This window comes from Sinomonas cellulolyticus (assembly GCF_014656475.1).
Lineage (GTDB): Bacteria > Actinomycetota > Actinomycetes > Actinomycetales > Micrococcaceae > Sinomonas > Sinomonas cellulolyticus.
In genome coordinates this window covers 186,646-204,445 of the sequence record NZ_BNCM01000001.1, presented here as the reverse complement: position 1 = coordinate 204,445, position 17,800 = coordinate 186,646, and the positions used below count along the sequence as shown (strand labels likewise).

The following is a 17,800-nucleotide window of genomic DNA, read 5'->3' as shown; positions in this document are numbered from 1 at the left end:
GGTCCTGCCTTCAGGCTAGCCCCGGCCGCCGGGAGGGGGAAGGGAAGCGCTACCGGTTGGCGGCCTTGCCCTTGTTCTTCTCCTTCACGGGGGCCTTGCCCGAGGCCCTGAGCGCCTCGTAGTAGGCGGCGGCCTCCTCCTGGCGCCGTGCCTCGACGCCGCTGGCCACGGTGGCGCGGATGTGCTCCTGCGTGTAGCCGAACGCGTCCACGAGGTCGAGGACGTGCGGACGCAGCTTGACCAGGAGGCGGTTGATGTACTCGCCGACGGTGCGGCCGCGCTGCATCGAGAGGCGCCCGTTCATGAGGTACCACTCGAGGTGCTTCTCGATGAGGGTGAGCCCGAACAGGTCCCGAAGCCATGTGAGGACCTGGCGAGTGCCCGCATCCTCGACCTTCTCCAGCGCCTCGGTGAAGGCCTCCCACTGGAGGAGCTCCCCGTGGGCGCGGGCGGCCTCGATGAGGTCGTTCTGCACGGTGTTGAAGCGCGCGGCGGCCTCGCCCTGAGGCAGCTTCGTGGCCCCCTGGAGCGACTGGGCCGCCGTGGCCACCATGGTCTGCACCCGCTCGGCGAGGAGGAGTCGCTGGGTGTCAGGGTCCCGCAGGGCCAGGGCGGAGCGCTGCGCGCGGCCCGAGTCGGCGATGAACTGTGCGACGGCGCCGAGTCCGGTCTTGAGCGCCACGCCGCGGGCCTGGCCGAGGGCGAACTTCGCCAGGGCCCCGACGCTCATGGAGCGGAACTCCTTCGCGTAGTCGTTCAGGAGGCGCTTGGCCACGAGCTGGAGGAGCACGTTGTTGTCGCCCTCGAACGTGACGTAGACGTCGAGATCTGCGCGCAGCGACGCGAACCGGTTCTCGATCATGAAGCCGGCTCCGCCGCACGCCTCGCGGCACTCCTGGAGGGTGTCCAGCGCGTGCCATGTGGAGAGGGGCTTGAGCGCCGCGGCGAGCGTCTCGAGGTCCTGGCGGTCCTCGTCCGTGGCCTGCGCGCCGGAGAACACGCCGTCGAACTTCGCCAGCAGCTCCTCGTGGGCGAAGCTCATGGCGTAGGTGGCCGCGAGCAGCGGGAAGAGCCGGCGCTGGTGGCGCTGGTAGTCCAGGAGCACCTCCTCGGTCGTGTCGGAGGAGGCGTTGAACTGGCGCCGCTCGGCCGCATACCGGATGGCGGCCGTGAGCCCCACCTTGGAGGCCGCCACGGCGGCGCCGTCGAGTGAGACACGCCCCTGCACGAGCGTGCCGAGCATCGTAAAGAACCGGCGCCCCGGGCTCGCGATGGGGGAGGAGTAGTTGCCGTGCTCGTCGACGCTTCCGTAGCGGTTGAGCAGGTTGAACCGGGGGACGCGGACGTTGTCGAAGCACAGGCGGCCGTTGTCGATGCCGTTGAGGCCGCCCTTGACGCCGTCGTCCTCGGTCCTGATCCCGGGCAGCGGCTCCTTGGTCTGCGGGTCGCGGATCGGCACGTAGAGCGCGTGGACGCCGTGGTTGACGCCCTTGACGATGAGCTGCGCGAAGACGGTGGCGGCGATGCCGTCCTTCGCGGCGTTGCCGAGGTATTCCTTCCATGCGGCCCGGAACGGGGTGTTGATGACGAACTCGTCCGTTGCCTCGTCGTAGGTAGCGGTCGTGGCGATGCTCGCGACGTCGGAGCCGTGGCCGATCTCGGTCATCGCGAACGCGCCCGGAACGGTCAGGTCCATGATGTCCGGCAGCCACTTCCTGTGGTGCTCCTCGGTGCCGAGGTGCAGGACCGCCGCTCCGAACAGGCCCCACTGCACGCCGGACTTGATCTGCAGGGACGGGTCCGCCGTGACGAGCTCCTCGAAGCCGGCGATGTTGCCGCCGTGGTTCTCCTGGCCGCCGAGGGACTTCGGGAAGGCCCTCTGGATGGCGCCCTCGTCGACGAGGATCTTCAGCTGGCCGAACACGCGCTCGCGGTGCTCGGTGTGGGTCAGGCCCTCGAGCTTGTGGAGCTCCGGCTTGGCGGCGAGCTGACGGGCCTCCTTGCGGACCTCGGCCCACGTGCCGAGGAGCAGCTCTCCCAGTGCGGCGACGTCCACCTGGGGGGCCTGCTCGGCGTCGGGCACGTCTGTCTCGGTGCCGGCGGGGAGGTTCGGCGAATCGGCGAGACTGGTCATGGGTTCTCCTTTGCGGGACGGGACGCGGGGTGGTTCTCACGGATGACGGCGGCACTCGCCTGGGCGCTGATGCCGGCGAAGAGCCAGTCGGCGATCAGGCCGGCCATGTGCTCGAGGGTGGGCTTGTCCGGGGTGGAGGCGGCGTTCAGCCAGCGCTCGCCGGCCGTGCGGACGAGGCCGATGGCCGCCGCCGGCCAGTAGTCGAACGTGGCCGATGCGGCGGGGCTCAGGTAGCGCGACATGGGCTCCTGGATCATCGACCCGACGGCGTCGAAGAACGTCACGAAGGCCTCCCCGGCGGTGGCCTGCGAGTCCTGGGGCACGCGCGTGACGAACTCGTAGACGTTCGGTGAGCGGACGGCCATGCCGAGGTAGGCGGACACCATGGCCCGCAGGCCCTCGTACGGGGTCTGGGCGGCAGCGGCGGCCTCCGCGATGCGCTCCTGCATCTGCGCGAGGACGAGGGAGCCCATGGCCGCCTGAAGGCCCGCCTTGTCCCGGAAGTACCGGTAGAACACCGACTTGGAGGTTCCGGCTGCGGCGGCGATCTCCTCCATCGGCACGTCCGGCCCGAGGCGGTGCACTGCACGGCGGGCCTCCTGGACCAGCTCGACTCGGCGCTCCTCGCGGTGGTTCGCCCAGCGGGCGGTGCGGCCGTCGACGCTCGCTGCCGGTGCGGCGTCGTGCGCGGGGGCCCGGCCCGTGACCGGGCCCGGAGCGGTAGGGGGGTAGTTCACGATACCCAGCGTATCAGGTACGCTAGGTATCGGTAACTCAGGTCACAGAATCTCCCGGAGGACTCAATGCCCACCACCCCCTCGGCAAGCCCCGCTGCAGCCACTGGCTCGGCCATCCGAAAGGCGGTCGTCGTCGGCGGCAACCGCATCCCGTTCGCCCGGGCCAACGGCGCCTACACCCGCACCTCGAACCAGGACATGCTCACGGCGGCGCTGGACGGCCTCGTCGCGCGGTTCGGGCTGCAGGACGAGCGCATCGGCGAGGTCGCAGCCGGCGCTGTCCTCAAGCACAGCCGCGACTTCAACCTCACCCGCGAGTGCGTCCTCGGCTCCGCCCTGAGCCCCGAGACGCCCGCGTACGACGTCCAGCAGGCGTGCGCGACCGGGCTTGAGACGGTCCTGCAGCTGACCGACAAGATCAAGCTCGGCCGCATCGAGTCGGGTATCGCCGGCGGCGTGGACTCGACCTCGGACGCGCCGATCGCCGTGAGCGAGGGCCTGCGCGACGTGCTCCTCGAACTGGGCCGCGCCAAGACGCTCCAGCAGAAGCTCAAGGCCGTCTCCCGCCTTCGTCCGAAGGACCTCGCACCCAACGCACCGGGCACGGGTGAGCCGCGCACCGGGCTCTCGATGGGGGAGCACCAGGCGCTCACCACCAAGCAGTGGGGCATCACGCGTGCGGCGCAGGACGAGCTTGCGCTCGCCTCCCACAAGAACCTCGCCGCCGCCTACGAGCGCGGGTTCTTCGACGACCTCGTCACCCCATACCGCGGCCTCACGAAGGACTCGAACCTCCGCGCCGACTCCTCCCTGGAGAAGCTCGGCAAGCTCTCGCCCGTGTTCGGCAAGCAGCTTGGCTCCGACGCGACCATGACGGCGGGCAACTCCACTCCGCTCACGGACGGCGCATCCGCAGTGCTCCTGGCCTCCGAGGACTGGGCCCGATCGCGGGACCTCCCGATCCTGGCCGACGTGGTGGACGGCGAAGCCGCTGCGGTGGACTTCGTGCACGGCAAGGACGGGCTTCTCATGGCGCCGGTGTTCGCGGTGCCGCGCCTGCTGGCCCGCCTCGGCCTCACGCTCGAGGACATCGACTACTTCGAGATCCACGAGGCCTTCGCCGGCACCGTCCTCGCGACGCTCGCCGCGTGGGAGGACGCCGACTTCTGCCGAGAGCGGCTCGGCCTCGACGGCGCGTTCGGCAAGGTGGACCGTGCCAAGCTCAACGTCAACGGCTCCTCGCTCGCGGCGGGCCACCCCTTCGCGGCGACCGGCGGCCGCATCGTCGCCACGCTCGCGAAGCAGCTGCACGAGCGCACCCAGGCCGGGGATCTCGGCCGGCCGGCACGCGGCCTGATCTCCGTCTGCGCCGCGGGCGGCATGGGCGTCGTGGCCGTGCTCGAGGGCCGCTGAGCAGTAGGACGGGGGAAGGGAAACACATGGCAGACAAGTACACCGACTTCGTCTCGCGGGGGTGGGGCCGCGACCTGGCCAAGAGGCTGGGCCTGCCCCAGCCCGTGCGGCTGCGCCGGTACGAGCCCGGAGCCCCCCTCGTGCCCGGGCCCGTGCTCCTCGTCGGATCCGGCGCCGGGGCGGACGCGCTCGAGACCGCGATGAAGGGCTGGGACCTCGAAATCCTGCGGGACGCGCCCGCGGCAGGGACAACGCTGGGCGGGATCGTCATTGCGCTTGACGGCGTCTCGGGCCCCGAGGACCTCTCGGCCCCCGTGCTCGCGGCCGGCGCAGCGCTGCGCGCCCTCGCCCCGAGTGCTCGCGTGGTCACGGTCTCGCGCCGCTCCTCCACCGCGGACGAGCCCGCGCTCGCCGCGGCCCGCGCCGGGGTCGAGGGCACCCTGCGCTCGCTGGCCAAGGAACTGCGGAACGGGGCGACCGGCAACGGGATCCTGCTCGCGGACGGCGTCGAGGCGGACGCGCCGAGCGCCCTCGGTGCGCTGCGATTCTTCCTCTCGGCCCGCTCGGCGTTCGTGGACGGGCAGTTCCTGACCGTGGGCACAGCCAAGGGCGAGCTGCCGGACGATCCTGACAAGCCGCTCGCGGGGAAGGTCGCCGTGGTCACCGGCGCGGCCCGGGGGATCGGTGCGGCGATCGCCAGGACGCTCGCGCGCGACGGCGCCACGCTCGTGGTCGTCGACGTCCCCGCCGCGGGCGACTCGCTCGCGAAGGTGGCCAACGAGGTCCGCGGCACCGCGCTCCAGCTGGACATCACCAAACCGGACGCGGGGGAGCGGATCCTCGAGCACGCCCTGTCCCGGCACGGCGGCCTGGACATCCTCGTCCACAACGCCGGAATCACGCGGGACAAGCTGCTGGCCAACATGGACGCCGCGAAGTGGGACTCCGTGATCGCCGTGAACATCGCCGCGCAGCTGCGCATCAACGACGCGCTGCTCGCCTCCGGCAGGCTCGGTGAGGGCTTCCGCATCGTCTCGGTCGCCTCGACGTCCGGCATTGCGGGCAACCGCGGCCAGACCAACTACGCGGCATCCAAGGCCGGCGTGATGGGAATGGTGCGCTCGACCGCTGCCCGGCTCGCCGGGAGCGGTGGAACCGCCAACGCCGTCGCTCCCGGGTTCATCGAGACGGAGATGACCGCGAGGATCCCGCTCGCGATGCGCGAGGTCGGGAGGCGGATCAACTCGCTCCAGCAGGGCGGCCAGCCCGTGGACGTCGCCGAGGCGATAGGGTTCTTGGCCTCTGATGCGGCGGGCGGGATCTCCGGTAACGTCCTGCGCGTGTGCGGTCAGTATTGGATGGGCCAATGAGCGCTCCCGCCCGGGGGATTGAGACGGTTGAGCTTCCCGAGTCCCCGAGCCTCACAAAGCTCTTCGCCGGCGCTGCGGCGGGTGCAGCCCGGCTCATGGTGTCGAAGAACAACGGCGCGAGGCGGCTTCCGCGCGCGAGGCACCACGTCGCCGTCGTGCGCCCCGACCTCGGGAAGCTCACGAGCTACCAGCACCTGCTGGGTGAGCCCGCGCGTGACGTGGTGCCCGCCGGGTACGTGCACACCCTCGCCTTCCCCGTGGCGACGAGCGTCCTGGCGCGCGAGGATTTCCCACTGCCGCTGCTGGGCCTGGTGCACGTGCGCAATCACGTCGAGTATCGGGAGCCCATCGCGTATGGCGACGAGCTCGACATCACGGCCTGGGCCGAGAACCTTGCGGGCCACCGCGCGGGCACGCTCGTGGACGTCGTCGCGGAGGTGCGCCGGGCCGGGGGAGGAGAGCCTGTGTGGCGCGGGGTCTCTACCAACATCGCACGGGGGGTCTTCTTGCCCGGGATCGACAAGCCCCGTGCGTCGGAGCCGCGCGAGGACTTCCGGGCGCCCCTGCCGACCGCCGTGTGGCAGCTGGGATCGGAGACCGGTCGCGAGTATGCGGCGGTGTCCGGGGACTTCAATCCGATCCACCTCAGCTCGCTCTCGGCCCGGGCGCTCGGCATGCGGCGCTCCATCGCGCACGGGATGTACACGGCCTCCCGCGCGCTCGCCGAGGTCGGAGCCGGCAAGGGCGACTCGTTCGCCTGGGACGTGAAGTTCGAGGCCCCGGTGTTCCTGCCGGCGCGGGTGTCCGTGAACATCGCCGACTCGGTCGCCGCGGATGGGGCGTGGGAGCGGTCGGAGTTCGTGGGTTGGAACGCCAAGTCGGGCCGGCGGCACTTCGTCGGGTCGGTGTCCCGGCTCGCCTGAGTCTTTCGGTTCACGCACCGCGGTCTGGCGCACGACGGCGCCGCTCACCTGCGTGGTGAGCGGCGCCGTCGTTGTGTGGTCAGATCTCGAGCTTCGCCAAGTCCTTCACCCACTCTGGAGTCTCAAGGCCCAGACGCTTGTCAGTGGTCACGCGGAGGCGGGCCGCCAGGATCTGCTCGCGGAGCTCATCCTTCGTCATGTGCACGACACGGGGCTTCGCTCCGTCCTTCGGCGCCGCCCTCGGGGGAATGATCATCGTCATCCTGGCCCTCGCTCTCTGCATCGCTGCTTCCATTGTTCTCGATGATGATTTGGGCGTCCAGATTGTGCTCGGCGGCGCGGAGCCAGGAACGCCACGTTCGGGCCACAATCCGACCTCCTCCGTGGAGGGCAGCTCGCTCTCTGCGAGAACTTCCATGACCCCGAGGCCCAGCTGCCTTCGGCTTGAGACGCCGGACTCGATGGCGTCGAAGGCCCATTGGGTGCTCCTCCACCATTCGGCGCGGCGATCCGCGAGGTCGCGCTGACGGAGCGTGCGCAGGGCGATACTGGCCGCGACACCGGCTGCGGTCAGTGTCGCCGCGGCGATGATGAGCGGTGCCGCGACGGGGCCCAACAATGCGAACCATTGCCACCACTCGGCCGGAGCACCAGTCACGTCGAGCTCCGGGTACATGTCACCTCAACAGCGCGCACTGTGGTTCCTCCCCGCACCAGATTCAGCCTACGAAGGCACCGTATCCGCGCCGTCTGACAGTTCTCCTCCGCGGCCTGGCGCACGATGGCGCCGCTTACCTTCTGTGGTGCTCGGCGCGGATTGCTGTGGGCACTGTGAGTGGTCAGTTCTTGCAGGTTGAGTGGTTAGTCGGCCCGTCACGCGAGGGGGCCGGCGGATCGCCGCGCTGCTGTTCGGGGCGCCCCTCTGGGTGCACCGGCGGGTCGACTCGATCAGCCTCGGTGTCGCCGGCGCCACCCGCCGCGCGATCTCCTTTGAATTCACGCTTCCCTCGGACCTTGCAGTGCCTGGGTCGGGCGGCCGCGTCCTGGTACCGCTCGCTCTGATCGAGAAGGGAGCGCTCCGCCGTGTCTCGGCCACCCGGCCGGCTGACCATCCGATGCCTGTTCTCGGCCCAGGCGGCGGCCGGCGAGGCAGCGCCCGGTGCGTCGGCGCCGTCGTCCGCTCCGGCTGGCGAGAAGAGCAGCCGCGGCAACCTCATCAAGAAGGTGGGCGAGCCGGCCAGCCAGACCTACAACGGCGAAACGGTGGCGACGTTCGTCGTGAAGTCGATCGACGCGGGGGCGGCGTGCACCGCCCAGTACGCGCAGCAGCCGAAGAACGGACAGATCGTCGTCGCGACGTTCGATGTCGAGACGACCGCGGCCCTCGCCAAGACCATCACGAAGGACTTCTCGCTGAACATGTTCGGCTGGAAGGCCATCGTCGGGAACGGGACGACCGTGAACGGGAACATCGTGCCGTTCATGTGCCTCGACAGCGCCGAGGAACTGCCGCACACGATGGGCCCGGGCGAGAAGGCCACAGGAAAGCTCGCGTTCGATGTGCCCGCCGGAGCCGGAACCCTCGTCTATACGGCACCGGGCGCACCGGCGGGCTGGGAGTGGAGCTACTGACGGTAGCCGCCCTTCTTCATAGTCAGCCCACTTGTCCTCCACAGGGGTGGCCGGGAGTACGGCGCTCGAATAGACTCGAACACATGTTCGAAGAGGTGGCGAGGGCGGAGCCCCTCGAGAGGCCTGCAGGGGTGGCGCTTCCGCATGACCCTGCCGACTTCTCGCGGGTTCTCGCGGGTGTGGCCTCTGAACTGGGCGCGGGCGGAAGCCCGACGGTCGCGGAGCTCACCTCGTGGACGACCGCGCTCGGCACGCCATTCGATGAGGACGCCGCGCTGGGCGAGGCCGAGCTCGTGGACCGGATTGCCGCCACGGAGCGGCTCAAGGCCGCAGCCGCGGCACGGCAGGCGCGGGACACGGTGCTCCTCGAGAAGCGGATCCGCGAGCGGCGTGCGGCCCAGGCTCCGGGGCCCTCGGGGGAGCAAATCGGCAAGGGACCCCGGGAGGTGGATTCTGGCATCGAGGCCGGTCAAGCGGTCGCCCTGGCCCGCTGCGAGTCGCCATCAAGGGGCGGCCGGCTGGTCGGCCTCGCGAAAGCGCTCGTCAACGAGATGCCCCACACCCTCAACGCCCTGGCCGGCGGACGGACCAACGAATGGCGGGCTACTCTCATGGCCCGCGAGACGGCATCCCTGAGCGTCGAGGACCGTGTCCGGGTCGATGAGGCCATGGTGCCGGTATACGCGCGTGGCGGCGTAGGGGACCGTCAGCTGGTTGCGGAGGCGCGCGCCCATGCGCAGCGTCTGGACCCCGCCGCTGCCGTCAAGCGTGCCCGCAGGGCCGAATCCGAGCGGCGCGTGACCGTGAGGCCGGCGCCGGATTCGATGGCGGTGCTCTCGTGCCTGCTTCCGGCGGCTCAGGCGATCGCGGCCTACAAGGCGCTGACGGCGGCGGCGGACTCGGCGCGGGCCGAAGGGACGGATGAGCTCGCCGGCCGGACCCGTGACCAGTTCATGGCGGACACTGTGGTCGAGCGGCTGACAGGGCAGTGCAACGCCAAGGACGTCCGGATCGAGGCGAACGTCGTCATCACCGATGCCTCCCTCCTCGGTGGGTCCGCGGATCCAGCAGTGCTCGCAGGTTATGGGATGATCCCGGCTCAAGTGGGGAGGGAGCTCATCGGCAATGCGACAGCCGAGGGCAGAGCCGCCCTCCGCCGGCTCTACACGAAGCCAGGAGCCGGGGCGTTGGTCGCGATGGAATCGCGCTCGCGGGCCTTCCCGGACGGGCTCAAGCAGTTCATCGCCACGCGGGACGTGACCTGTCTGAATCCGTGGTGCGATGCACCCATCCGGCAGTTCGATCACGTCATTCCGGCGGCGCGAGGCGGCCCCACCACCGTGGAGAACGGCCAGGGCCTGTGCGAACACTGCAACCAGGCCAAGGAGGCGCCCGGGTGGCATGAGACGACCACTCCGGCCACCCGGCATACAGTCACGGTGACCACACCAACTGGCCATCGCTACACGTCCACGGCGCCGCCTCTGCCAGGCAACCGGGAGATCGTTGGCCACCGAGTAGAGTTCCCCGGCGGGGAGTACGTCTTCCACACGGCGGCATGAGGACGGGCTCTGCGACCGACTCGTGATGCGCTGGTCGGATCGGTGGTCCCGCGACGCACAGACGGCGCCGCAACCCACCGAGGTGAGCGGCGGCGCCGTCGTGCGCGGGATTCGAGCCGCCAGTCTCTTCGGGCGGGGGCTCGATGCGACGGATTATTCGTACATCGCGATGAAGCGGCCGATCACCCCGCCGGCGCGCAGCTTGTCGATGGCGTCCGGGATGTCCGCCTGCGTGATGAGGTTCATCGGCGGGTTCAGCTTGCCGGTCTTCATGAGCTCATAGATGCCCTCGAGGTCCTCCCTCGTGCCGGACTTGGAGCCCTTGATCGCGAGCTGGTTGATGATGATCGGATATGTGTTGATGGTCGCCTCAAGGCGGCCCATCCCCACCTGCACGAGGGTGCCGAACTCGCCGAGCGTCTCGATGGCCGCGGCCGTCGTCGTCCCGAACCCGGCGTAGTCCACGATGAGCTCGAGCTTCTTGTCCTTGAACGCGTCGATCGAGTCCGCCACTCCTGCCAGGCCGATCTCGTCGGCGAGCTTCTGCGTCTCCGGGTTGATCTCCGCGCCGTAGACTTCGGCCCCAGACAGCACCGCGACGCGGGCGCCGATGTAGCCGAGGCCGCCGAGACCAATCACGCCGACCTTCATGCCCGCCTTGGCGCCGCCCGCGCTCATCATCGCGTGGTAGGCGGTCAGGCCTGCGTCCGTGGCCATGGCGCCAAGATCGAACGGGACCTCATCGGGCAGCCTGACAAGGTTGTCCGAGGTCGCGACGAGCTTCGGACCGAACCCGCCGTCCCACTTGCCGTAGCCGAGCGCATCCCCGTCGCTCATGACGGGCGCGAGGCCGACCCGGTCGCCGACCTTCCACTGCTCCATCCCCTCGCCGACCTCGGTGATGACGCCGGCGTTCTCATGCCCCATCGTGCGGGGGAGTTCGGGGAAGAGGGGCATCCAGCCCGGGTCGTCCAGCGCGGTGACGTCCGAGTGGCACACGCCCGCGGCCTTCACCTCCACGACGACCTGGCCCGGCCCGGCGTGCGGCTCCGGGACCTCGTTGAACTCAAGCGGCTTGTTGGTGCCGGTGAACTGCCATGCCTTCATGGAAATCTCCTTCGGATCAATCCCCTGTGGACTCTGCTCACTCTAGGTCTGCTGGAAGGCAGGGACATGGGCCGTTCTGCCCAGGGGAATACCGCGAGACGACGGAAGCCCCGGTCCGAAGACCGGGGCTTCCCGTGGTGCGCGGAGGGGGACTTGAACCCCCACGCCCTATTCGGGCACTAGCACCTCAAGCTAGCGCGTCTGCCATTCCGCCACCCGCGCAGGCGGCCTCCAGAATCGGATTCATGATGCATTTCCGGCCCCGGCAGCGATATCCAACCATACACCATCAACGGTGCCGCGGCGGACCGGAGCGCGGGGGAAGCCGGGCGCCGAGCCGGGCACAAACGCACGGAAGCCCCGGTCCGAAGACCGGGGCTTCCCGTGGTGCGCGGAGGGGGACTTGAACCCCCACGCCCTATTCGGGCACTAGCACCTCAAGCTAGCGCGTCTGCCATTCCGCCACCCGCGCAGGCGGCACGTCCGGAAGCATCACGATCACTCGTTTCCCTCCCGGGCAGCGAGAAAGACTCTACACGATGACCGGCCCGAGGCTGAAATCGGAGGCGCGTGACCGCCGGGACTAGGCTGGACCCACCGCCAGGAGCTCCAGGAGGACCCGTGACTGACCGCATTGCCGAGAACCGGACGCCCGTCGAGAAGCAGCTGACTGCGGAAGACGAGGTGGTGGCCATCTGCCAGGACCTCATCCGCTTCGACACGTCCAACTTCGGGGACGGCTCCGGCCCGGGGGAGCGGGCAGCAGCCGAGTACGCGGCGGGGCTTCTCTCCGATGTTGGCCTCGAGCCGGAACTCTTCGAGTCGGCACCCGGGCGGGCCAACGTCGTCGTGCGCTTGGAGGGTACCGACCCGGGCGCGGGAGCCCTCGTGGTGCACGGCCACCTCGACGTGGTACCGGCCCAGAAGGAGGACTGGAGCGTCGACCCCTTCGCCGCAGAGCTCAAGGACGGGCTCATCTGGGGCCGCGGCGCCGTGGACATGAAGGACATGGACGCGATGATCCTCTCCGTGGTCCGGCAGATGCAGCGCACCGGCACCAAACCGCGGCGCGACCTCGTGATCGCCCTCTTCGCCGACGAGGAGGCCGGCGGCGCATACGGTGCGAGCTGGGCGGTGGACAACCGTCCAGAGCTGTTCGACGGCGCCACGGAGGCCATCAGCGAGGTCGGCGGCTACTCCGCCCAGATCGGCGGGAAACGCGCCTACCTGCTGCAGACGGCCGAGAAGGGCCTCGGCTGGCTGCGTCTCAGGGCGGCGGGCCGGGCCGGGCACGGCTCTCACGTGAACGACGACAACGCGGTGACGCGTCTGGCCCGCGCGGTCGCCCGGATCGGTGACTACCGCTGGCCCATCGAGCTCACCGACACCACACGGCGCTTCCTTGACGGCGTCACGGAGCTGACCGGAGTCGAGTTCGATCCCGACAACCCGGACATCCTCCTCCGGGAGCTCGGAACCGTGGCCCGGTTCGTCGGGGCGACCCTCCAGAACACATCCAACCCCACCGTGCTCAAGGCCGGCTACAAGGACAACGTCATTCCCGGCGCCGCCGAGGCCCGCATCGACACGCGCACCCTGCCGGGCCAAGACGAGCTCGTGCTCGAAAAGCTCAAGGAGCTCGCCGGGGACGGCATCGAGTTCGACTACATCCACCACGACGTCTCCCTCGAAACGCCCTTCGAGGGGCCGCTCGTGGACGCCATGGTCGGCGCGCTCAACGCCGAGGACCCGGACGCGGTGGTGCTGCCCTACACGCTCTCGGGAGGCACCGACAACAAGTCCCTGAGCCGGCTGGGCATCACCGGCTACGGCTTCGCCCCCCTCAAGCTCACGCCGGACCTCGACTTCCCGGCCATGTTCCACGGCGTGGACGAGCGGGTGCCTGCAGAGGCGCTCACCTTCGGCGCGCGCGTGCTGCACCGGCTGCTCACCACCTACTGAGGAGGACGCCGTGCCGCTGGATCCCGGGGCCGTGCTGCCCGACGCGCTCATCGAGGACATCCGATCCCGTGCCGGCGGGTACGACGAGCGCAACGAGTTCTTCCAGGAAGACTTCGATGCCCTCGTGGCCGCCGGCTACCTCAAGGCCTTCGTCGCCCGAGGCGAGGGCGGCCTCGGAGCCGGCATGGCCGACGTCGTGCGTCTCCAGCGCCGCCTCGCGCAGGCAGCCCCCGCCACCGCACTCGCCGTCAACATGCACCTCGTCTGGACGGGCGTGGCCAAGGTCCTCGCAGACCGCGGCGACGAGACCTTGGAATTCGTGCTCGAGGAGGCCGCCGCCGGGGAAGTGTTCGCGTTCGGAGTCTCCGAGGCGGGCAACGACGCGGTGCTGTTCGACTCGATCACTGACGCCGTCCCGCAGCCGGACGGCGGCTACAGCTTCACCGGCACCAAGGTCTTCACGAGCCTCGCACCCGTCTGGACGCGTATGGGCACCTTCGGGAAGGACGCCACGGGCCCTGAGGACCTGCTGGTCTGGGGATTCATCCGCCGCGACCGGCCCGGATGGCGGCACCTCGACGACTGGAACACCCTCGGCATGCGGGCGAGCCAGTCCCGCACCACGGTGCTCGAGGGCGCCACGGCATCCCCGGACCGGATCGTGCGCAAGCTGCCCGTGGGCCCCACGCCGGACCTGCTGACCTTCGGGATCTTCTCCGTCTTCGAGACGCTCCTCGCGGCGGTCTACACCGGCGTGGCCGAGCGGGCGCTGGCTCTGGCGGTCGACGCCGCTCATCGCCGCCGCTCGCACCGCAACGGCGGCCGGGCCTACTCGCAGGATCCTGACATCCGCTGGCAGATCGCCGAGCTCGGCATGGCCGTGGACGCCATGATCCCGCAGCTGGACGCCGTGGCGGCGGACCTCGACGGGCTCGTGGACCGGGGGCCGGCATGGTTCCGGGCGCTCAGCGGCCTCAAGCACCGCGCGAGCGAGACGGCCAAGTCCGTGGTGGATGGGGCGATGCGCGTGGGCGGGGGAGGCGGATACTTCCGCGGGAGCGAGCTCGAACGCCTTTACCGGGACGCGCTGGCCGGCCTGTACCACCCATCCGATCCGGAATCGGCCCACGCGACCGTGGCGGCCAACCTCCTCGGCCCCCTGGAGGGGTAGCTAGGCCGTCCGCTCCACGAGCATGACCTTCCGGCGAAGCACATACTGCCGGCCTCCGCCGATGTACAGGCGGCTGCGCTCGAGCTCCCACCGGCCGTACTCCGAGTGCTCCCGCACCCGCTGGCGAGCCTCGGCGATCGAATCGCCCGGACCCACCGAGAGGACGAGGTACTCGTAGGCCCGGCCGGGTCCCGCGGGCCGCGATCCGTGACCGGAGGACTCCGCGGTGGAGAGGATCCGTTCCTTCATGGCCCTCGCTTCCTGCTGCTGCACCGGCGCTCCCCAGAACCACGACAGGTTCCCTAGGCACGCCCACTGATTTCAGACTACCGTGGCACCCATGAGCATTGATCCCCGCGTGGCCCTCGGTTCGCTTACGGCTGCATTGGAGGAACATCTCGCCGCCGCCTCGAACCGGCGCGGGGACGAGGACCCAGCGGTCGAGGCCGCCTTCTTCTCCGTCGCCGACGCGTTCGAGGCCTACGCCGATGCGCTCTACGACGCCTATGGCGAAGACCTGCCGATGGACCTGCTCGACTCGGACGACGACGACGATGACGACGACGATGACGAGGATGACAGCGACGGGGACGACGGCGATGACGACGAGAACGCCGACGACGGCGAGGACGCGCTGGCCGGCCGGGACTTCTGAGAAGGCGCACGCCTGCCCTTAGAGTGGCACGCGTGCACCTACTCGAAGCCGCCTTCCTCGGACTCATCCAAGGCCTGACGGAGTTCCTGCCCGTCTCCTCCAGCGCCCACCTGCGCATCGTGGGGGAGTTCCTGCCCAACGCCCAGGACCCGGGGGCGGCCTTCACCGCCATCACCCAGCTCGGCACCGAGACTGCCGTGATCATCTACTTCCGGCGGGACATCGTCCGGATCGTGGGGGCATGGTTCGGCTCCCTCGTGGGGCGGGTGCAGCGCAACGATCCGGACGCCCGGATGGGCTGGCTCGTGATCATCGGCAGCATCCCGATCGTGGTGCTCGGCCTCCTCTTCCAGGACCAGATCGAGACCGTCCTGCGCTCGCTCTGGATCACCGCCACCACCCTGATCGTCTTCGGCCTGATCCTCGCCGTGGCGGACGCCGTCGGCCGGCACGCCCGCACCCTCGACCACCTCGGCACGAGGCATGGCATCATCTACGGCTTCGCGCAGGCGCTGGCCCTCATTCCCGGCGTCTCGCGCTCCGGCGGCACCATCACGGCCGGCCTCTTCATGGGCTACACGCGCGAGGCCGCAGCGCGGTACTCCTTCCTCCTCGCGATCCCCGCGGTGTTCGGCTCGGGCCTCTACCAGCTGTACAAGAGCCTGAAAGACGGGTTCGGCACCGGCCCCTACGGACCAGTGGACACTGCCCTCGCCACGATCGTCGCCTTCGTGGTCGGGTACATCATCATCGGCTGGTTCCTCAAGTACGTCTCCCACAACTCGTACCGCCTCTTCGTCTGGTACCGCATCGCCTTGGGCGCGTTCCTCTACGTCCTGCTCGGATTCGGGGTCATCTCCGCCGAGCACTAGAGTGGACAGGTGAAAACCTGGAGGCAGACCCCCGTCCCGCAGCTGCCCGGCGCCGCCGGCCCCGTCCGGCTCTACGACACCCAGCTGCGCGACACCGTCGAGATCGCCACGGCACCCGAGCAGTCGATGTACGTCTGCGGCATCACCCCCTACGACGCCACACATCTCGGCCACGCCTCCACCTACCTCGCCTTCGACCTGCTCAACAGGATCTGGCGCGACGCGGGCAGCACCGTCCGCTATGTGCAGAACACGACCGACGTCGACGATCCCCTCCTTGAGCGCGCTGATGCCACCGGCGTCGACTGGCGGACCCTCGCCCACCAGCAGATCGACCTCTTCCAGTCCGACATGGAGGCCCTGCGGGTCCTGGCCCCCGATCACTACGTGGGCGCCGTCGAGTCGATCCCGTGGCTCGTCCCTGAGGTCGAGCGCCTCCTCGAGGACGGCCTCGCGTACCAGCTCGCGGGCGCCGAGGGCGAGCCCGACGGCGACGTCTACTACGACGTCACCGAGGCCACGCGCCGCGCCGATTCCCCCGAGGCCTGGCGTCTCGGGACGGTCTCGCACCTCACCGTTGCCGAGATGATCGCGGTCTTCGGCGAACGCGGCGGCGACCCGGAGCGCCCAGGCAAGCACAGCCCCCTCGACCCGATCCTGTGGCGCGAGGCGCGCCTCGGCGAGCCGCACTGGGACGGCGGGACCCTCGGGGCCGGCCGCCCGGGCTGGCACATCGAGTGCACAGTCATCGCCCAGAAGTTCCTGCCCTCGCCCTTCACCGTCCAGGGCGGCGGGTCAGACCTGGCGTTCCCGCACCATGAGATGGGTGCTGGCCACGCCTGGAGCCTGCACCACGTGCCGCTCGCCCGGCACTTCGCCCACACCGGCATGGTGGGCCTCGACGGGGAGAAGATGAGCAAGTCCCGCGGCAACCTCGTCCTCGTCTCGAAGCTGCGCACGGCGGGCGTCGAGCCGGCCGCGATCCGCCTCGCGGTCCTCGCGAACCACTACCGCTCGGATTGGGAGTGGACGCAGGAGCTGCTCGACGCCTCGGTGCGCCGGCTCGAGGACTGGCGCAGCGGCGTCGCCCGCGCGGTGCCCGGCTCCGGCGAGCCCCTGCTGGCCGAGATCCGCGGGGCCCTCACGGACGACCTCGACGCGCCGCGCGCCCTCGCCGCGGTGGACAAGTGGGCTGAGGAGTCGCTCGCGGGCGCCGAGGCGAGCGCGCACGACGGCGAACTGGTCGCCTCGGCGGTCGACGCGCTGCTCGGCGTCAAGCTCTAGGACTGCGTGGCCGCCGGCCGGCAGGCCCAGGCCGGCAGGCTCAGTTCATCCCGCCGGCGGGCGGGTTGTCCTTGCCCCGCCGCTTGAGGTAGCGCTCGAACTCGCGGGCGATCGACTCGCCGGTGGCCTCGGGGAGCTCGGCGGTGTCCTTCGCCTCCTCTAGCTGGTGGATGTAGGCGGCCACCTCCGGGTCCTCGGTCGCGAGCTCGTTGACGCCACGTTCCCAGGCCTCTGCGTCCTCGGCGAGCTCATTCGTGTCGAGCGGAACCTGCAGGAGCTCCTCGATCCGGTGCAGGAGGGCGAGCTGCGCCTTGGGGGAGGGCGCCTGCGCCACATAGTGGGGAACGGCCGCCCACAGGGAGACCGTCGGGGTCCCGTGGTGGTCCGCCGCGTCGGCGAAGACGCCCACAATCCCGGTGGGGCCCTCGTACTGGGAGGCCTCGAGGTTGAGCCTCTCGCGCAGCCCGTCGTCCTCGCTCGTCGCCGTGACCGGGATCGGCCGCGAGTGCGGCACATCGGCCAGGAGTGCGCCCACCACGATGAGGTAGTCGACGTTGAGGTCGTCGACATACTCGATCAGCTCATCGGTGAACGCCCGCCAGCGGTAGGAGGGCTCGGTCCCCTGGATGAACACGAGATCCACGGGATGCCCCTCGACGCGGGCCGTCGAGACCTTCGTGGTCGGCCACTTGATGCGACGGCGTCCCGACCCCGTCTGGCGCACCGTGGGGCGCGTGAATTGGAAGTCGTAGAAGTCGTCGGCGTCGATCGCCCCTACACGCTGCGCGCCGAAGGCGCGGCGCAGGTAGCGCAGCGCGTCGCTCGCGGCCTCTCCGGCATCGTTCCAGCCCTCGAACGCTGCGAGCATGACGGTGACCCTCTCGCCCTCCGCGGGCGTCGGGAAGAGGCCGGGGTGCGGGGCCGGGGCGTCTGCGTCGAACTCGTTCATCGGACCAGCCTAACCCTCGCGGCCAGAGC

16 protein-coding genes and 2 tRNA genes are annotated in these 17,800 nt (G+C 70.0%); 10 read left to right on the top strand and 8 right to left on the bottom strand.

Features of this window, described 5'->3' with window-relative positions; translation table 11 throughout:
* Nucleotides 1–49: 49 nt before the first annotated feature.
* On the bottom strand, nt 50–2,134 hold the full coding sequence (locus tag IE231_RS00925) for an acyl-CoA dehydrogenase family protein (RefSeq protein WP_189692052.1): 2,085 nt from the start codon (nt 2,132–2,134) through the stop codon (nt 50–52).
* Entirely contained in the window at nt 2,131–2,871 is a 741-nt protein-coding gene (locus IE231_RS00920) for a TetR/AcrR family transcriptional regulator (protein WP_229866411.1), read from the bottom strand. Before IE231_RS00920 ends, IE231_RS00925 begins: the two co-directional genes overlap by 4 nt.
* 66 nt (nt 2,872–2,937) lie before the next feature.
* Here IE231_RS00920 and IE231_RS00915 point away from each other — a divergent pair, with 66 nt between their 5' ends.
* Genes IE231_RS00915 through IE231_RS00905 form a run of 3 tightly spaced genes read left to right on the top strand, consistent with a single transcriptional unit; the run spans nt 2,938 to nt 6,577 of the window.
* Nucleotides 2,938–4,284, top strand: coding sequence for an acetyl-CoA C-acetyltransferase (locus IE231_RS00915; RefSeq protein WP_189692051.1), 1,347 nt, complete (start codon nt 2,938–2,940; stop codon nt 4,282–4,284).
* 26 nt (nt 4,285–4,310) lie between these two features.
* On the top strand, nt 4,311–5,654 hold the full coding sequence (locus IE231_RS00910) for a 3-oxoacyl-ACP reductase (protein WP_189692050.1): 1,344 nt from the start codon (nt 4,311–4,313) through the stop codon (nt 5,652–5,654).
* On the top strand, nt 5,651–6,577 hold the full coding sequence (locus IE231_RS00905; protein ID WP_189692049.1) for a MaoC/PaaZ C-terminal domain-containing protein: 927 nt from the start codon (nt 5,651–5,653) through the stop codon (nt 6,575–6,577). Before IE231_RS00910 ends, IE231_RS00905 begins: the two co-directional genes overlap by 4 nt.
* Nucleotides 6,578–6,656: 79 nt before the next feature.
* Here IE231_RS00905 and IE231_RS00900 read toward each other — a convergent pair whose 3' ends face one another.
* Nucleotides 6,657–7,235 carry a hypothetical protein gene (locus IE231_RS00900; protein ID WP_189692048.1) on the bottom strand — a complete coding sequence of 193 codons (579 nt, stop codon included), beginning with the start codon at nt 7,233–7,235 and terminating at the stop codon, nt 6,657–6,659.
* A gap of 425 nt (nt 7,236–7,660) precedes the next feature.
* Here IE231_RS00900 and IE231_RS00895 point away from each other — a divergent pair, with 425 nt between their 5' ends.
* Both IE231_RS00895 and IE231_RS00890 read left to right on the top strand, forming a co-directional pair.
* Nucleotides 7,661–8,209, top strand: coding sequence for a DUF4352 domain-containing protein (locus tag IE231_RS00895; RefSeq protein ID WP_189692047.1), 549 nt, complete (start codon nt 7,661–7,663; stop codon nt 8,207–8,209).
* Nucleotides 8,210–8,292: 83 nt separating this feature from the next.
* Nucleotides 8,293–9,771, top strand: a complete 1,479-nt coding sequence (locus tag IE231_RS00890) for an HNH endonuclease (protein ID WP_189692046.1) — start codon at nt 8,293–8,295, stop codon at nt 9,769–9,771.
* Nucleotides 9,772–9,924: 153 nt separating this feature from the next.
* On the opposite strand, the gene IE231_RS00885 is transcribed toward IE231_RS00890, so the two are convergent.
* The 3 genes from IE231_RS00885 to IE231_RS00875 form a co-directional block, all read right to left on the bottom strand.
* Nucleotides 9,925–10,878, bottom strand: a complete 954-nt coding sequence (locus IE231_RS00885) for a zinc-binding dehydrogenase (protein WP_189692045.1) — start codon at nt 10,876–10,878, stop codon at nt 9,925–9,927.
* Between the two features lie 135 nt (nt 10,879–11,013).
* Nucleotides 11,014–11,100 (bottom strand) — tRNA-Leu (locus IE231_RS00880).
* Nucleotides 11,101–11,263: 163 nt separating this feature from the next.
* Nucleotides 11,264–11,350: transfer RNA gene (locus IE231_RS00875), tRNA-Leu, on the bottom strand.
* 149 nt (nt 11,351–11,499) lie between these two features.
* On the opposite strand from IE231_RS00875, the gene IE231_RS00870 reads away from it, so the two are divergent.
* Nucleotides 11,500–12,840: a M20/M25/M40 family metallo-hydrolase gene (locus tag IE231_RS00870; RefSeq protein ID WP_229866410.1), complete on the top strand. Its 1,341-nt coding sequence runs from the start codon at nt 11,500–11,502 to the stop codon at nt 12,838–12,840.
* A 16-nt stretch (nt 12,841–12,856) separates the two neighbouring features.
* Nucleotides 12,857–14,011 carry an acyl-CoA dehydrogenase family protein gene (locus tag IE231_RS00865; RefSeq protein ID WP_189692290.1) on the top strand — a complete coding sequence of 385 codons (1,155 nt, stop codon included), beginning with the start codon at nt 12,857–12,859 and terminating at the stop codon, nt 14,009–14,011.
* On the opposite strand, the gene IE231_RS00860 is transcribed toward IE231_RS00865, so the two are convergent.
* Nucleotides 14,012–14,260 (bottom strand): DUF5703 family protein, encoded by a 249-nt coding sequence (locus IE231_RS00860; RefSeq protein ID WP_236662798.1) that lies wholly within the window; start codon nt 14,258–14,260, stop codon nt 14,012–14,014. It abuts the gene before it with no gap.
* Nucleotides 14,261–14,351: 91 nt separating this feature from the next.
* Between IE231_RS00860 and IE231_RS00855 the strand changes: the two genes are divergently transcribed.
* Genes IE231_RS00855 through mshC form a run of 3 tightly spaced genes read left to right on the top strand, consistent with a single transcriptional unit; the run spans nt 14,352 to nt 16,822 of the window.
* Nucleotides 14,352–14,666, top strand: a complete 315-nt coding sequence (locus IE231_RS00855; RefSeq protein ID WP_189692044.1) for a hypothetical protein — start codon at nt 14,352–14,354, stop codon at nt 14,664–14,666.
* A 32-nt stretch (nt 14,667–14,698) separates the two neighbouring features.
* The gene (locus tag IE231_RS00850) at nt 14,699–15,538 is read left to right on the top strand and encodes an undecaprenyl-diphosphate phosphatase (RefSeq protein ID WP_189692043.1); all 840 of its coding nucleotides are present in this window, start codon (nt 14,699–14,701) and stop codon (nt 15,536–15,538) included.
* 9 nt (nt 15,539–15,547) lie between these two features.
* Nucleotides 15,548–16,822, top strand: coding sequence for a cysteine--1-D-myo-inosityl 2-amino-2-deoxy-alpha-D-glucopyranoside ligase (mshC, locus tag IE231_RS00845; RefSeq protein ID WP_189692042.1), 1,275 nt, complete (start codon nt 15,548–15,550; stop codon nt 16,820–16,822).
* A 40-nt stretch (nt 16,823–16,862) separates the two neighbouring features.
* On the opposite strand, the gene IE231_RS00840 is transcribed toward mshC, so the two are convergent.
* Complete coding sequence (locus tag IE231_RS00840) at nt 16,863–17,771, bottom strand: PAC2 family protein (RefSeq protein ID WP_189692041.1); 909 nt, start codon at nt 17,769–17,771, stop codon at nt 16,863–16,865.
* Nucleotides 17,772–17,800 lie beyond the last annotated feature (29 nt).

Excerpts from the sequence above, each read along its gene's own strand:
- IE231_RS00925 (WP_189692052.1), bottom strand. The coding sequence starts at position 2,134 with ATGACCAGTCTCGCCGATTCGCCGAACCTCCCCGCCGGCACCGAGACA.
- IE231_RS00915 (WP_189692051.1), top strand. The coding sequence starts at position 2,938 with ATGCCCACCACCCCCTCGGCAAGCCCCGCTGCAGCCACTGGCTCGGCC.
- IE231_RS00910 (WP_189692050.1), top strand. The coding sequence starts at position 4,311 with ATGGCAGACAAGTACACCGACTTCGTCTCGCGGGGGTGGGGCCGCGAC.
- IE231_RS00905 (WP_189692049.1), top strand. The coding sequence starts at position 5,651 with ATGAGCGCTCCCGCCCGGGGGATTGAGACGGTTGAGCTTCCCGAGTCC.
- IE231_RS00890 (WP_189692046.1), top strand. The coding sequence starts at position 8,293 with ATGTTCGAAGAGGTGGCGAGGGCGGAGCCCCTCGAGAGGCCTGCAGGG.
- IE231_RS00885 (WP_189692045.1), bottom strand. The coding sequence starts at position 10,878 with ATGAAGGCATGGCAGTTCACCGGCACCAACAAGCCGCTTGAGTTCAAC.
- IE231_RS00860 (WP_236662798.1), bottom strand. The coding sequence starts at position 14,260 with ATGAAGGAACGGATCCTCTCCACCGCGGAGTCCTCCGGTCACGGATCG.
- IE231_RS00855 (WP_189692044.1), top strand. The coding sequence starts at position 14,352 with ATGAGCATTGATCCCCGCGTGGCCCTCGGTTCGCTTACGGCTGCATTG.
- IE231_RS00840 (WP_189692041.1), bottom strand. The coding sequence starts at position 17,771 with ATGAACGAGTTCGACGCAGACGCCCCGGCCCCGCACCCCGGCCTCTTC.